This window comes from Curtobacterium sp. MCBD17_035 (assembly GCF_003234815.2).
GTDB lineage: Bacteria > Actinomycetota > Actinomycetes > Actinomycetales > Microbacteriaceae > Curtobacterium.
This window is the reverse complement of the sequence record NZ_CP126279.1, coordinates 1454212-1467190: the sequence shown is the minus strand read 5'-3', so window position 1 is coordinate 1467190 and position 12979 is coordinate 1454212. Positions and strand designations below refer to the sequence as shown.

Below are 12979 nucleotides of genomic sequence, written 5' to 3'. Positions count from 1 at the left end.
CCGCGCGTCGCTCAGTGGATGGCGGCGCGCAGGGCGGCAGCAGCCGCGGCAGGGTCGTCGGCCGAGTAGATCGCCCCGCCGGCGACCGCGACGGTGGCGCCCGCGTCCTGCACGGCACCGATCGTGTCCGTGGAGACGCCGCCCGCGACCGAGAACGGCACACCTCCGGCCTTGCCGTCGTCGAGCAGGGTGTCGAACGTGAAGCCCGGCTCGGCCTGCTCGTCGAGGCCGGCGTGCATCTCGACGAACGTCACGCCGAGCGCGACGACCTCCTTGGCTCGTGCGGCCTTGTCGGGCACGCCGATGAGGTCGGCGACGACCCCCTTGCCGTGCTTCGTCGCGGCGGCGACGGCGCCGGTGATGGTGCTGTCACCCGCGACACCGAGGACGGTGACGAGGTCGGCGCCGGCCTGGAAGGCGATGTCCGCCTCGAGTTCGCCGGCGTCCATCGTCTTGAGGTCGGCGAACACCGTCTTGTCGGGATGCGCCTCCTTCACCGCGGTGATGGCCGCGAGCCCGGCGCTCTTGATGAGCGGCGTCCCGAGTTCGATGATGTCGACGTGCGGGGCGACCTTGCCGGCGAGCGCGAGCGCGTCCTCGGTGGTCAGCACGTCCATGGCGACCTGGAGCTGCATGGTGGTTCCTCTTCTCTGGTGGTCCGTGGGGTGGGTGCGGGTGGTCGGCGGGAGGGTCATTCGAGGTTGGCGTGCCGGGGCCAGAGATCCGCGGCGGGGATCCCGGAGCGCTGCCACGCCGCGTGGAAGAGGGCGTCCCCGACGAGCACGACGACCTGCTCGAAGAGGCCGCCCGCGTACTGGATCGAGGCGCCGTTGCCGTGCGCCTGCTTCTCGGGAGCCGGCACCAGGACGACGGCGTCGGCGAGGTCGGCGAGCGGGGACGCCGCGACCGTGGTGATCACCGCGACCCGGGCCCCGCCCTCGCGAGCGGTGGTGGCGGCGCGGACGATGCCCGTGGTGGTGCCCGAGCCACTGGCGGTGAGCAGGACGTCACCGGACCGGATCGCGGGCGTCGTGACGTCGCCCACGACGTGGACCGTCCGACCGAGGTGCATGAGTCGCATCGCCGTCATGCGGAGGGCGAGCCCCGACCGGCCCGCGCCGTGGACGAACACGCGGTCGGCGTCGTCGAGGAGCGCCGCGACGGCGTCGAGCCCGGTGCCGGCAGCGGCGTCCGCGTCGGCGGTCGTGACGACGGCGTCCGCGGCGGCGCGGAGTTCGTCGGAGATGGCGCGGAGGGCGCGCGCCGGCGTGGTGGTGTCCGTCATCACCACGATGCTCCTCGCCCGGGGCCGGATGGGTCACTCCCCCGGCGCACGGGTACGCCTACCCGAACGAGTGGGTCCGGCAGGTCCGGGTAGGGTCGGCCCATGCCCGTCACCGACCAGGACGCCGACCCCGACGCCGAGACCGGTGCCGACACGCTCGTGGTCGCCACTCGCGCCGCCGCGACCCGCGCCGGCCGCGACCTCTCCGAGCTCGTGGACCAGCACGGCGTGACGCTCGAGTCCTTGCTGGCGGTGCTCCGCTCCGAGCGGCTCGACGACCGCGCGGCCAGGACCGTCGCGACCGAGATCGCCGCGAACGCCCTGGTGGCGATCCGCACGGCGACGGACGATCAGCGGAACCGCGTGCTGGAGCCGGTCGTCGGGGCCTTCGCGCGCCTCCAGACCGACCTGCGGCCGCTGGTGCGGTTCGGTGACCTGTCCGTGCAGTTCGTCGAACCGCCCGCGACCGGTCGGGCGCTCCCGGGTGAGGTCGCGCACGCGGCGCGGGCCATCGTCCGCAGTGCCGTGCTCGCGCTCGTCGACGCGGGCGAGTCCCACCGCGTGCGGATCCAGTGGGACTGCGACGGGCGGAACCTGCTCGTCGACATCCGCGACGACGGTGCCGGGACGCTGACGGAGCACGACGACGTACTCCGCCCCATCGCAGAGCGGGTGACGGCACTCGACGGTCGCTTCGCGGTGTCCTCGACGGCGGGCTGGGGCTCGGAGCTGTCCGTGGTGCTCCCCCTCGACCCGCCCGCGGAGCCGGAGCCGCTCGACGCGGTCGTGGCCCTGAGCCGACGGGAGCGCGAGGTCCTGCGACTCGTGGCATCCGGCGCTCGCAACCGGTCGATCGCGCGCGAGCTCGGCATCAGTGAGAACACGGTGAAGTTCCACGTGTCGAACCTGCTCCGCAAGGCCGGCGCGGCGAATCGGGCTGAGCTGGCCGCACTCGGGCGGTGACCCGGGCCACGAGCTCCCTGGCGAGCGGCACCCGGACGCGCGCGACGCCCGACCGCTGCTGCGGCCGGGCGTCGGGCGGGAGGATCGTCAGGCCTGCACGTCGCCGCGCCAGGCGCCGTCCGGGGCGCCCTTCGACTCGATGTACTCCTTGAAGTTCTTCAGGTCCTTCTTGACCGCGTGGCTGCCGGCGCCGACCGCGCCGCCGACCTTCTCGAGGAGACCGGTGGGCTCCCAGTCGAGCTGCACGGTGACGCGCGTGGTCGTGTCCGAGAGCTTGTGGAACGTCACGACGCCCGCGTGGTCCATCTCGCCGCCGGTGCTGTTCCAGGCGACACGCTCGTCGGGGTGCTGCTCCGTGATGTTCGCCTCGAAGGTGCGCTCGACCGGACCGACCTTGATCTTCCACTCGGTGAGGGTCGGGGTCGCCTGCGTGATCGACTCGACCTCGTCGAGGAACTTCGGGAACTCCTCGAACTGGGTCCACTGGTTGTAGGCGACGGAGACGGGGACGTCGACGTCGATGGTCTCGATGATCTGGCTCATGCCTGCTCCTTGCGTTCCACGGTTGCTGTGCAGGCCAGACGGTAGGCCGACCCCGAGGCGGGGGCACGGGCCGGGACGAACATCCCAGTGACCTCGGAGATTGCCGCCGCGGTGTCAGTCGGTGGCGGCGGTGCGCTCGTCGAACGTCCGGCGCTGCGCGACGATGACGTCCTGGTGTTCGCGCACCCATTCCCCGAGCGTCAGCACGACCGTCTGCAGCGACCGGCCGAGCGCGGTGAGGTCGTACACGACGCGTGGCGGCACCTCGGCGAACACCTCGCGCTGGACGAGACCGTCGCGCTCGAGCGCCCGGAGCGTGACCGTGAGCATGCGCCGTGAGATGCTCGGGATGACGTCGGCCAGTTCCGTGAACCGGTGCGGACGTTCGCCGAGCACGCCGATGACGAGGAGCGTCCACTTGTCGCCGATCCGGGCGAGGAGGGACCGGAACACCTCCGGGTCGTGCTCGGTGCAGAGCCGGCTCATCGTGGGCAGCGACCGCATGATCCGGTCCTGCTCGAGTGCGGCGTCCCGGGTGTCGGTCACGGTGGTCCTCCTGCTGGTGGTCGGGCGGCCTCGGCGCCTGCATCCCAGCGGGCTGCACGGGCACGTGGGGGCCGAAGCGACGGGGTCGGTCACTCCGCGGTAACAGAGGGTCGTTTGCAGTGACCGACCTCAGCAGGGTACACCCGTTACGTGCAGTAACCGAGGGCGACGTGCCCCGCTGCCGACCAGGAGGAGTCCCATGTCCCTGTTCCGTCTCGACGCCAGCATCCGAGTCGAAGGATCCACCAGTCGTGCCCTCGCCGACATCGTCGAGCAGGAGTGGACGGCCGGTGACCCGGCAGCCGAGGTCGTCCGCCGTCACCTGGGCGTCGACCCGATCCCTGCCGACAGCTGGGCGAGTGCCGTCGCCGCGTCCATGACACCGGAGGACGCACGCACCCCCGAGCAGCGCACCGCGGTCGAACTCGCCGCGACCCTGACCGACGAGCTCGCCGACGCGGACGCCCTGTTGTTCGCCGTCCCGCTGTACAACTTCGGCGTCTCGCAGCACTTCAAGACCTACGTGGACCTCGTCATCACGGACCCGCGGATGGCGCCCGGCCAGACCCCGGTCACCGCCGGCAAACCCGCTGTGCTCGTGACCGTGCAGGGCGGGAACTACGCCGCCGGCACGCCACGCGAGGGCTGGGACCACGCGACGGCGTGGATGCGCCGCATCCTGGAGGACGTCTGGCAGCTCGACCTCGAGGTCGTCACGCGCGAGTTCACGCTCGTCGGCGTCAACCCCGCGCTCGACCAGTTCACCGAGCTCGCCGACCAGCTCCGCGCGGCCGCCGAGGAGCGCGCCCGGGAGCACGGCCGCACCCTGGCGACGCGGCGGGCCGCGGCGGCCTGACGCCCCAGCACCCGCCGTCACCGGCGACGACGTGACGGACGGGAGGTCCGCCTCCCGTCCGTCACGCTGGCCGCGTGATCAACTGAGGGGTCCCGCGAGCTCGACGGCAACGGTCGTCGACGGTCTCGACCGGGTGACCCGCCCGCTCGGACGCGCGCCGGGGATCGGACGCGGGCCATTACCCTGTCCCCATGCGGCAGACGGCACCCCGATGAAGGCCCCGACGATCTACGACGTCGCACGGCTCGCGGGCGTGTCGCACCAGACCGTGAGCCGCTACCTGTCGGGCTTCGAGGGCATCCGGCCGGAGACGCGCACGAAGGTCAAGACGGCGCTCGACGAGCTGCAGTACCGGCCGAACTCCGCCGCTCGGTTGCTCCGCGCCCGCCGCTCGAACCGGATCGCGGTGCTCGCCCACCACATCGACTACACGGGGCCGGCCCGCATGCTCGCCGGGGCGACGCAGACGGCGCAGGAGCGCGGGTACGTGCTCGACGTGGTGATCACGGCGGACCTCGACCGCGACGCGATCGACGAGGCCCTGGCCGTGGCGACTGGGCACCAGGTGGTGGGGATCCTGGCGACGGCACAGACCGAGCTGATGCTCGAACGCATCCAGAGCCACGCCGCGAGCGTCCCGGTGGTCATCGACTCGCGCATCGAGTCGTTCCCGGGTGGCCCGACCGTCAGCGAGGAAGCCGGCCGCCTCGCCGCCGAGCACCTGCTCGAGCTCGGGCACCGGCGCGTCGGCTACCTCAGCGGCCCGGTCGACTGGATCGCCGCGGTCGAGCGGTCGGAGGGCTTCGCCCGGTGCTTCCGGCAGGGCGGCGGCGAACTCGTCTGGCAGCACGCCGGCGACTGGTCCGCCGGCTCCGGGCACGCGGCGTGGCGACGGTTGACCGCCGAGGAACGGTCCGTCACGGCGATCGCGACGGGCAACGACAGCATGGCGATCGGGCTCCTCTCGGCGGCCGCCGCCGACGGGGTCGTGGTGCCCGCCGACCTCAGCGTCATGGGCGGCGACGACCTCGACGAGGCACGGTACCTCGTCCCCGCACTGACCACCGTCACGGTCGACTTCGCCGGTGAGGGCCGGTACCTCATCGAGAAGCTCCTGGCGGGGCTGCCCGGGGCCGCGCCGGACGCGCCCGTGACCCCGCCGAACCCCGTGCGGGCCGCGGTCCGCGCGTCGACGCGCCGGATCTGACGGAGCGGAGCACCGCCTCCCGGCCACGCGCGGCGACGCGAGCGGAACGGGTGCTTGCGCGATCCGCCCGGATGCGGTTACTGTCATCGCCACCGACGGATGTTATCGACAACATCCGCAGAGCGAAGGTCAACGATGACGACTTCCCCCCGGTTCAGTGGCGTGCTCTTCGGCGCCGCCTACTACGCCGAGTACCAGCCCGCTGGCACCCTCGACGCCGATCTCGACCGCATGCGCGACGCCGGTTTCACGGTCATCCGCGTCGGCGAGTCCGTGTGGTCGACCTGGGAGCCCCGCGAGGGCGTGTTCGACCTGGACTGGCTGCAGCCGGTCCTCGACGGGGCCCACGAGCGCGGCATCGGCGTCGTCCTCGGCACGCCGACGTACGCCGTGCCACCGTGGCTCCAGCGCCTGCACCCGGAGATCGCCGCCGAGCCGTCGACGGGCCACCGCAACGGCTGGGGCGCCCGGCAGGAGATGGACCAGTCCCACCCCGCCTACCGGTTCTACGCCGAGCGCATCGCCCGCAAGGTCGTCGCCCGGTACGCCGACCACCCCGCGGTCATCGGCTACCAGGTCGACAACGAGCCGGGCATGCAGCTCCCCCACAACGAGCACACCTTCCAGCGGTTCGTCGGCTGGCTCGAGGACCGCTACGGCACCGTCGAGGACCTCAACCGCGAGTGGGGTCTCGTCTACTGGTCACACCGACTCAGCGACTGGGCCGACCTCTGGCGGCCCGACGGCAACGCGATGCCGCAATACCAGCTCGAGTGGCGCCGGTTCCAGTCGACACTCGCCACGGACCTCATCGCCTGGCAGGCCGACCTGGTGCGCGAGTACGCCCGCGACGACCAGTTCGTCACGACGTGCATCTCGTACTCCCGCCCGCAGGTGTCCGACGACGAGCTCGTCGCGTCCCTCGACGTCGTCGCGGGCAACCCGTACTACAAGATGCAGGACGGCCTCGACTGGCACGCGGAGGTCCAGCGCGAGGCCGAGTGGTGGCACACCGGCGTGTGGGCGCTGTTCGAGTGGGGCGACCGCGCCTGGTCCTCGGCGGACACGCAGTACCTGGTCACCGAGACGAACGCGCAGTCCATCGGCGGGTCGTGGCAGAACCACCCGCCGTACCCCGGGCAGATCAAGCAGGCCGCGTTCGCCCTGCTCGCCCGCGGTGGCCGGATGATCGAGTACTGGCACTGGCACACCCTGCACTTCGGCGTCGAGACCTACTGGGGCGGCGTCATCCCGCACAGCCAGGTCGGCGGCCGCATCTACCGCGAGGTCTCCGAGCTCGGTGCCGCGCTCGGGGCGATCGGGTCCGCGCTCGACGAGCACGTGCCCGACGCCGACGTCCTGCTGCTCTACAGCACGGACACGAAGTGGGCGTTCTCGTTCTACGGGCCGCTCGCGAAGGCGGACGGCAGCCCCGACGAGCACGCGTACTCCCGCATCTTCGACGCCCACTACCGCGGACTGTTCGAGGCCGGCGCGCAGGTGCGGGTCCAGCACGTCCGCCGGTTCCTCGACACCCCCGTCGAGGAACTCGTCGCGCGGTTCCCGGTGCTCGTCGCACCCGCGGTGTACGTCGCCGAGACGGCCGTGCTCGAGCACATGCGGGACTACGCCGAGGCCGGCGGGCACCTGGTCGTCGGCATCCGCACCGGCTACGGTGACGAGCTCGCGCGGGCCCGGCTGGCGGTCGCCCCCGACGTGCTCGCGGGGCCGGCGGGCGTGCACTACGACGAGTACAGCAACCTCGGCGCGCCGCTCGCGGTCACGGCCGCGTCCGACGCCCTGACGCTCGAGCCGGGTGCCGCCGCCACCGAGTGGGTCGACTTCCTGCAGGTCGACGACGCCGAGGTGGTCGTGTCGTACGCCCCGACCGAGTTCGGTCTGGAGGCCGCGCTCACCACCCGCACGACCGGTCGCGGCCGGGTGTCCTACCTGGGCACGGTTCCGGACCCCGCCCTCGGGCGGAGCATCGCCCGCTGGCTCGTGCCCACCACGGCGAAGCAGGCGTGGTCCGCCCCGGACCCCGTCACCGTGTCGACCGGCACCGCCGGCGACCGGCGCCTCGCCTTCGTGTCGAACTGGTCCGCCGAGCCGACGCAGGTCGTCGCGCCGGCGGCCGCCGTCGACCTCGTCTCCGGCGCCGAGTACGCCGCCGGCGACCCCGTACCCCTCGACCGACGCGCAGCAGTCGTGCTCGAGGTCCGGGGCTCCTCGATCGAGTAGTCCCTCCCTCCACCGAAAGAAGACCATGAGACGTCCACGCAGCGCCGCGCTGGCACTCGGAGCGATCGCCGTCACGATCACGCTCGCACTCACCGGTTGCAGCCCGTCGAGCACCAGCGGCGGGTCCACCAAGGCGGTGAGCCAGTCCGACATCGACAAGGCGATGAACACGCCGACCACCCTCACCTTCTGGACCTGGGTCCCCGACATCCAGAACGAGGTCAACCTGTTCGAGAAGAAGTACCCGAAGATCAAGGTCAACGTCGTCAACACGACCGGGGGCTCGCAGCACTACCCCAAGGTGCGCGCCGCCCTGAAGGCGGGCAAGGGCGTCCCCGACGTCGCCCAGATGGAGTACGACTACATCCCGTCCTTCACCCAGACGAAGAGCCTGCTCGACCTGACGCCGTACGGCGGGGCGAAGCTCGAGGACGAGTACACGGACTGGGTCTGGAACCAGGTCGACCAGAACGGCGGCGTGTGGGGCATCCCGCAGGACTCCGGGCCCCTCGGCACGCTCTACCGCAAGGACATCTTCGACAAGGCGGGCGTCGCCGCGCCGAAGACGTGGTCCGCCTTCGCGTCCGCCGCGCAGCAGGTCAAGTCGAAGACCGGGTCGTACATCACGGACCTGCCCGGCAACGACATGTTCCAGATGATCAGCTTCTTCTGGCAGAAGGGCGCGAAGCCGTTCTCCTACGACGGGAAGAAGACGGTCGGGATCGACCTGGACTCCAAGGCCGACCAGCAGGTCGTGTCGTACTGGCAGGACCTCATCGACAAGGACCTGGTCGCCACCGACCCGGACTTCACCGACGACTACTACCAGGGGCTGTCGCGGGACAAGTACGCGTCCTGGCTCGTCGCCGCGTGGGGCCCGGTGTTCCTGCAGGGCACCGCGAAGAACACGAGCGGCAAGTGGGCGGCGGCGGACATCCCGCAGTGGCAGGCAGGTCAGAACGTGTCCGGGAACTGGGGTGGGTCGTCGGACGCCGTGATGGCGGCGACGAAGCACCCGATCCAGGCGTACGAGCTGGCGAAGTTCATCAACAACGACCAGCAGTCGACGCTCAAGCTCGCGAACGAGCAGTACCTGTTCCCGACGAAGAAGTCGACGCTCACCGACGACTCGTTCACCAGCCAGAAGTCGGCGTTCTACGGCGGCCAGCAGGTCAACCAGTTCTTCGCCGGTGTCTCCGACACCGTCGACAAGAAGTTCGAGTGGCTGCCGTTCATGGACTACGTGAACTCGAGCTACGCGAACACGCTCGGCAAGGCCATCAGCAACCACGGTGACCTCACGGCGGCCCTCGCGACCTGGCAGTCCCAGGTGACGAGCTACGCCAAGCAGCAGGGCTTCACCGTCAAGTGACCGGACGGGGGCGGGGCCACCAGGCTCCGCCCCCACTTCTCATCGGAGCAACATGACCGCCATCCCCAGCCGCAGCGACGCGGCGACCACCGGCGCCGCCCGTCCGGCCCGGGCCCGGACGGGAGCGCGCACCGCGGCTCCCCGCCGCGGCCCCACCAACATCCGTTCCGCGCAGACCCGCGCGGCCTGGATCCTCGTGATCCCGTTCCTCGTCGTGTTCGCGGCGTTCTTCATCGTCCCGCTCGTGTACTCGGCGTACCTCAGCCTGTTCACGTCGCAGCTGGTCGGCGGCGAGGTCTTCAGCGGGCTGGCGAACTACGTCCGCGCCCTGCAGGACCCGAGCTTCTGGGGCGGCCTCGGCCGCGTGGCCCTGTTCCTGTTCGTGCAGGTCCCGATCATGCTCGCGGCCTCGATCTTCTTCGCGCTCGCACTCGACAGCGGCCGGATCCGCGGCGGCAAGATCGTCCGCCTGCTCATCTTCGTGCCGTACGCCGTGCCGAGCGTCGTCGCGACCCTGATGTGGGGCTACCTGTACGGCAACGACTTCGGGCTCATCACGCAGTTGTTCCACGCCCTGCACCTCACCGCACCGAGCCTGCTCAGCGCGCACAACGTGCTCGGCTCGACGATGAACATCGTGTGCTGGGAGTTCATCGGCTACAACATGATCGTCCTGTACGCGGCCCTGCGCTCCGTGCCGAACGAGATCTACGAGGCGGCCGAGATCGACGGGGCCGGCCAGTGGCGGGTGGCGTGGAGCATCAAGCTGCCCGCCATCCGGCAGGCCCTGCTGCTCACCGTGATCTTCTCGATCATCGGCTCGTTCCAGCTGTTCAACGAGCCGAACCTGCTGTTCAACATCGCCCCGAACGCGATCGGCACGGACTTCACGCCGAACCTGTACGCCTACAACATCGCGTTCCGCAACCAGGAGATCAACTACGCGGCGGCGATCGCGTTCCTGCTCGGGATCATCATCATGATCGTCTCGTTCGTCGTGCAGACGAGCATCAACCGGAAGGAGCGGCTCGGATGACCGCCACCCCACTCGCCACCGAGGCCCAGGTGGTCTCGGACGGCACGCGCGTGCGGCGGTCCGCCGGCCGACGGGCCGTCGAGCGCGACAAGCGTCGGAGCACCGTCCTGACCGTGATCGTGTGGATCACGCTCGTCTACTTCCTCGTACCGCTGCTGTGGCTCCTGGTGTCGACCACCAAGGACAACAGCGACCTGTTCACCACCTTCGGGCTGGGACTCGGGCACTCGTTCCAGTTCTTCCACAACATCGTGCAGCTGTTCCAGTTCCAGGACGGCGTCTTCACGCGGTGGCTGATCAACACGGTCGTCTACGCGGTGGTCAGCTCGGTCGGTGCCGCCGCCCTGGCCACGATGGCCGGCTACGCCCTGGCGAAGTACCGGTTCCGCGGCTCGACGGCGGTGTTCTCGATCATCCTCGGCTCGATCATGGTCCCGCTCACCGCCCTGGCGATCCCGACCTACCTGCTCTTCGCCGCCGCGAACCTCACCGACACCCCGTGGGCGGTCATCCTGCCCTCGCTCGTCAGCCCGTTCGGCGTCTACCTGATGCGGGTGTACGCCGCGGACGCGGTCGACGAGAGCCTGCTCGAGGCCGCGCGGATCGACGGCGCCGGCGAGTTCCGGATCCTGTTCACGATCGCGACCCGGCTCATGGGCCCGGGCATCGTGACGGTGCTGCTGTTCCAGCTCGTCGCGACGTGGAACAACTACTTCCTGCCGCTCATCATGCTCAGCACGCCGAAGCTGTTCCCGGTGACGGTGGGTCTCGCGCAGTGGCAGGCGACCGCCTCCGGCGGTGGCGGCGCGCAGGTGCTGTTCTCGACGGTGATCACCGGGGCGTTCGTCTCGATCATCCCGCTCGTGATCGCGTTCCTGTTCCTGCAGCGGTACTGGCAGTCCGGCCTCTCGACCGGCGGTGTGAAGGGATGACGATGGACAGGGTCTGGTACGGCGGGGACTACAACCCGGAACAGTGGCCGAGCGAGGTCTGGGACGACGACGTGCGGCTCATGCAGCGTGCGGGCGTCACCGTCGCGACGGTCGGCGTGTTCTCGTGGGCGAAGCTCGAACCGTCCGACGGGCGGTTCACGTTCGACTGGCTCGACGACGTGCTCGACCGACTGCACGCCGGCGGCATCCGCGTCGACCTGGCCACCGCGACGGCCTCCCCGCCCCCGTGGCTGACGCTGGCGTACCCCGAGGTCCTGCCGGTCACCGAGGACGGTGTCCGACTGTCGGTGGGGAGCCGCCAGCAGTACTCCCCCAGCTCCGCCGTCTACCGCCGGTACGCCGACCGACTCGTGCGCGCGCTGGCCGAGCGGTACCGGGACCACCCGGCACTCGAGGCGTGGCACGTCAACAACGAGCTCGCCTGCCACGTGCCGGCCGACTACTCGGACGCGTCGGCTGCCGCCTTCCGCACCTGGTTGACGGCACGCTACGGCTCCGTCCCGGCGCTCAACGAGGCGTGGGGCACCGCGTTCTGGTCACAGGCCTACGGCGCGTGGGACGAGGTGATGCCGCCGCGCGCGGCTCCGACCTTCCGCAATCCCACGCAGCTGCTCGACTGGGACCGGTTCTCGTCCGACGCCTGGCTCGGCGTGTACCGGGCCGAGGCGGCGATCCTCCGCGAGGTCACGCCCGGCGTCCCGATCACGACGAACTTCATGGGCTTCTACAAGCCCTCGGACTACTGGGCCTGGGCTCGCGAGGTCGACTTCGTCTCGGACGACCACTACGTCGACCCCGCGGACCCCGCCGCGCCCGTGACCGCGGCGATGACCCGGGACCTCATGCGCTCGCTCGGCGGCGGCGCCCCGTGGATCCTCATGGAACAGGCGACGAGCGCGGTGAACTGGCGGACGCGCAACGCGGCGATCCCGCCCGGCTGGCACCGCACCCTGTCGCTCCAGGCCGTCGCCCGTGGCGCGGACGGCGTCATGCAGTTCCAGTGGCGGCAGTCGCGCGCGGGCGCCGAGAAGTTCCACTCGGCGATGGTCCCCCACGGCGGCGAGGACACGCGGGTGTTCCGCGAGACCGTCGAGCTCGGAGCCGACCTCGCCGACCTGGCCGACGTGGTCGGCACGCGCCTCGACGCCGACGTCGCGATCGTGCTCGACTGGGACAGCTGGTGGGCGATCGAGCAGGAGGCCACGCCGGCGTCGCTCCGGTACCTGCCGATCATCGCGCGGTGGTACCGCTCGCTCTGGGATCGCGGCGTGCTCGTCGACTTCGTGCGACCCGACGGCGACCTCGACGCCTACCGGGTCGTCATCGCCCCGGGGCTGCACGTGCTGCCCGACGCGGCACAGCGGACCCTGTCGGCGTTCGTCGACGGCGGTGGGACCCTCGTCGTCGGCTACCAGTCCGGCATCCTCGACCAGGACCTCCACGTCCACCTCGGCGGGTACCTCGGTGCGCTCCGCGACGTCCTCGGCCTGTGGATCGAGGAGTTCGTGCCACCCGCCGAGCCGTGGGCGACCGGCGGCCCGGTGCCGGCCCTCCAGATCGCCGGTCTCGGGGCGGGCACCGCCCGCGAGTGGGGTGAGGTCGTCCGGCCGACGGGTGCTGAGATCGAGGCGACGTTCGTCGGCGGGGCGCTCGACGGCCTCCCGGCGATCACGCGGAACGCGCACGGCGACGGCACGGCCTGGTACGTCGCGACCGCTCCGGACGACCTGCGGGCCGTGCTCGACGCGGTGCTCGCGGACACGGGCGTCGCGCCGGTCGTGGCCGACCTGCCCGCGGGCGTCGAGGCCGTCGCGCGGGGCGCCCACCTGTTCCTGCTCAACCACGGCGACCGGTCGGTCGACGTCCACGGCACGCACCTCGAGCCGCACGGTGCCGCTGTGGTCGGCCGGGAGGCGGTGCCCGGCCGACCGGAGCGGGTCGCCTCCGCCTCGGCCTGATGCGCGCGTGGTGGTGCCG

12 protein-coding genes are annotated in these 12979 nt (G+C 71.1%); 8 read left to right on the top strand and 4 right to left on the bottom strand.

The genetic code is table 11. The annotated features are described in order from the left end of the window. Positions 1-11: 11 nt before the first annotated feature. Both hxlA and hxlB read right to left on the bottom strand, forming a co-directional pair. Entirely contained in the window at positions 12-635 is a 624-nt protein-coding gene (gene hxlA, locus DEI93_RS06935; protein WP_111008755.1) for a 3-hexulose-6-phosphate synthase, read from the bottom strand. Between the two features lie 56 nt (positions 636-691). Continuing rightward, a complete protein-coding gene (hxlB, locus tag DEI93_RS06930) occupies positions 692-1285 on the bottom strand; it encodes a 6-phospho-3-hexuloisomerase (RefSeq protein WP_111119194.1) in 594 nt (197 codons plus the stop codon). 102 nt (positions 1286-1387) lie between these two features. On the opposite strand from hxlB, the gene DEI93_RS06925 reads away from it, so the two are divergent. Beyond that, entirely contained in the window at positions 1388-2248 is an 861-nt protein-coding gene (locus DEI93_RS06925) for a helix-turn-helix transcriptional regulator (RefSeq protein ID WP_111008753.1), read from the top strand. Between the two features lie 87 nt (positions 2249-2335). On the opposite strand, the gene DEI93_RS06920 is transcribed toward DEI93_RS06925, so the two are convergent. After that, positions 2336-2791, bottom strand: coding sequence for an SRPBCC family protein (locus tag DEI93_RS06920; RefSeq protein ID WP_111012534.1), 456 nt, complete (start codon positions 2789-2791; stop codon positions 2336-2338). 114 nt (positions 2792-2905) lie between these two features. After that, positions 2906-3337, bottom strand: coding sequence for a winged helix-turn-helix transcriptional regulator (locus tag DEI93_RS06915; RefSeq protein WP_309146660.1), 432 nt, complete (start codon positions 3335-3337; stop codon positions 2906-2908). A gap of 199 nt (positions 3338-3536) precedes the next feature. On the opposite strand from DEI93_RS06915, the gene DEI93_RS06910 reads away from it, so the two are divergent. The 7 genes from DEI93_RS06910 to DEI93_RS06880 all read left to right on the top strand — a co-directional run bounded on the left by DEI93_RS06910 (position 3537) and on the right by DEI93_RS06880 (position 12960). Continuing rightward, entirely contained in the window at positions 3537-4193 is a 657-nt protein-coding gene (locus tag DEI93_RS06910; RefSeq protein WP_111012535.1) for an FMN-dependent NADH-azoreductase, read from the top strand. A gap of 211 nt (positions 4194-4404) precedes the next feature. After that, positions 4405-5400 (top strand): LacI family DNA-binding transcriptional regulator, encoded by a 996-nt coding sequence (locus DEI93_RS06905; RefSeq protein WP_111008750.1) that lies wholly within the window; start codon positions 4405-4407, stop codon positions 5398-5400. 135 nt (positions 5401-5535) lie between these two features. Further along, positions 5536-7641 carry a beta-galactosidase gene (locus tag DEI93_RS06900; RefSeq protein ID WP_111025972.1) on the top strand — a complete coding sequence of 702 codons (2106 nt, stop codon included), beginning with the start codon at positions 5536-5538 and terminating at the stop codon, positions 7639-7641. A 25-nt stretch (positions 7642-7666) separates the two neighbouring features. Beyond that, entirely contained in the window at positions 7667-9013 is a 1347-nt protein-coding gene (locus tag DEI93_RS06895) for an ABC transporter substrate-binding protein (RefSeq protein WP_258372157.1), read from the top strand. A gap of 52 nt (positions 9014-9065) precedes the next feature. Beyond that, complete coding sequence (locus DEI93_RS06890; RefSeq protein WP_111119128.1) at positions 9066-10049, top strand: carbohydrate ABC transporter permease; 984 nt, start codon at positions 9066-9068, stop codon at positions 10047-10049. Continuing rightward, a complete protein-coding gene (locus tag DEI93_RS06885) occupies positions 10046-10981 on the top strand; it encodes a carbohydrate ABC transporter permease (protein ID WP_111008747.1) in 936 nt (311 codons plus the stop codon). Before DEI93_RS06890 ends, DEI93_RS06885 begins: the two co-directional genes overlap by 4 nt. Positions 10982-10983: 2 nt before the next feature. Beyond that, the gene (locus DEI93_RS06880; protein WP_111119129.1) at positions 10984-12960 is read left to right on the top strand and encodes a beta-galactosidase; all 1977 of its coding nucleotides are present in this window, start codon (positions 10984-10986) and stop codon (positions 12958-12960) included. The last annotated feature ends 19 nt before the right edge of the window (positions 12961-12979 follow it).

Bases quoted from the DNA above. Each gene is read 5' to 3' on its own strand.
- DEI93_RS06885 (WP_111008747.1), top strand. From the start codon at position 10,046: ATGACCGCCACCCCACTCGCCACCGAGGCCCAGGTGGTCTCGGACGGC.
- hxlA (WP_111008755.1), bottom strand. From the start codon at position 635: ATGCAGCTCCAGGTCGCCATGGACGTGCTGACCACCGAGGACGCGCTC.
- DEI93_RS06900 (WP_111025972.1), top strand. From the start codon at position 5,536: ATGACGACTTCCCCCCGGTTCAGTGGCGTGCTCTTCGGCGCCGCCTAC.
- DEI93_RS06910 (WP_111012535.1), top strand. From the start codon at position 3,537: ATGTCCCTGTTCCGTCTCGACGCCAGCATCCGAGTCGAAGGATCCACC.
- DEI93_RS06925 (WP_111008753.1), top strand. From the start codon at position 1,388: ATGCCCGTCACCGACCAGGACGCCGACCCCGACGCCGAGACCGGTGCC.
- hxlB (WP_111119194.1), bottom strand. From the start codon at position 1,285: ATGACGGACACCACCACGCCGGCGCGCGCCCTCCGCGCCATCTCCGAC.
- DEI93_RS06890 (WP_111119128.1), top strand. From the start codon at position 9,066: ATGACCGCCATCCCCAGCCGCAGCGACGCGGCGACCACCGGCGCCGCC.
- DEI93_RS06905 (WP_111008750.1), top strand. From the start codon at position 4,405: ATGAAGGCCCCGACGATCTACGACGTCGCACGGCTCGCGGGCGTGTCG.
- DEI93_RS06920 (WP_111012534.1), bottom strand. From the start codon at position 2,791: ATGAGCCAGATCATCGAGACCATCGACGTCGACGTCCCCGTCTCCGTC.
- DEI93_RS06880 (WP_111119129.1), top strand. From the start codon at position 10,984: ATGGACAGGGTCTGGTACGGCGGGGACTACAACCCGGAACAGTGGCCG.
- DEI93_RS06895 (WP_258372157.1), top strand. From the start codon at position 7,667: ATGAGACGTCCACGCAGCGCCGCGCTGGCACTCGGAGCGATCGCCGTC.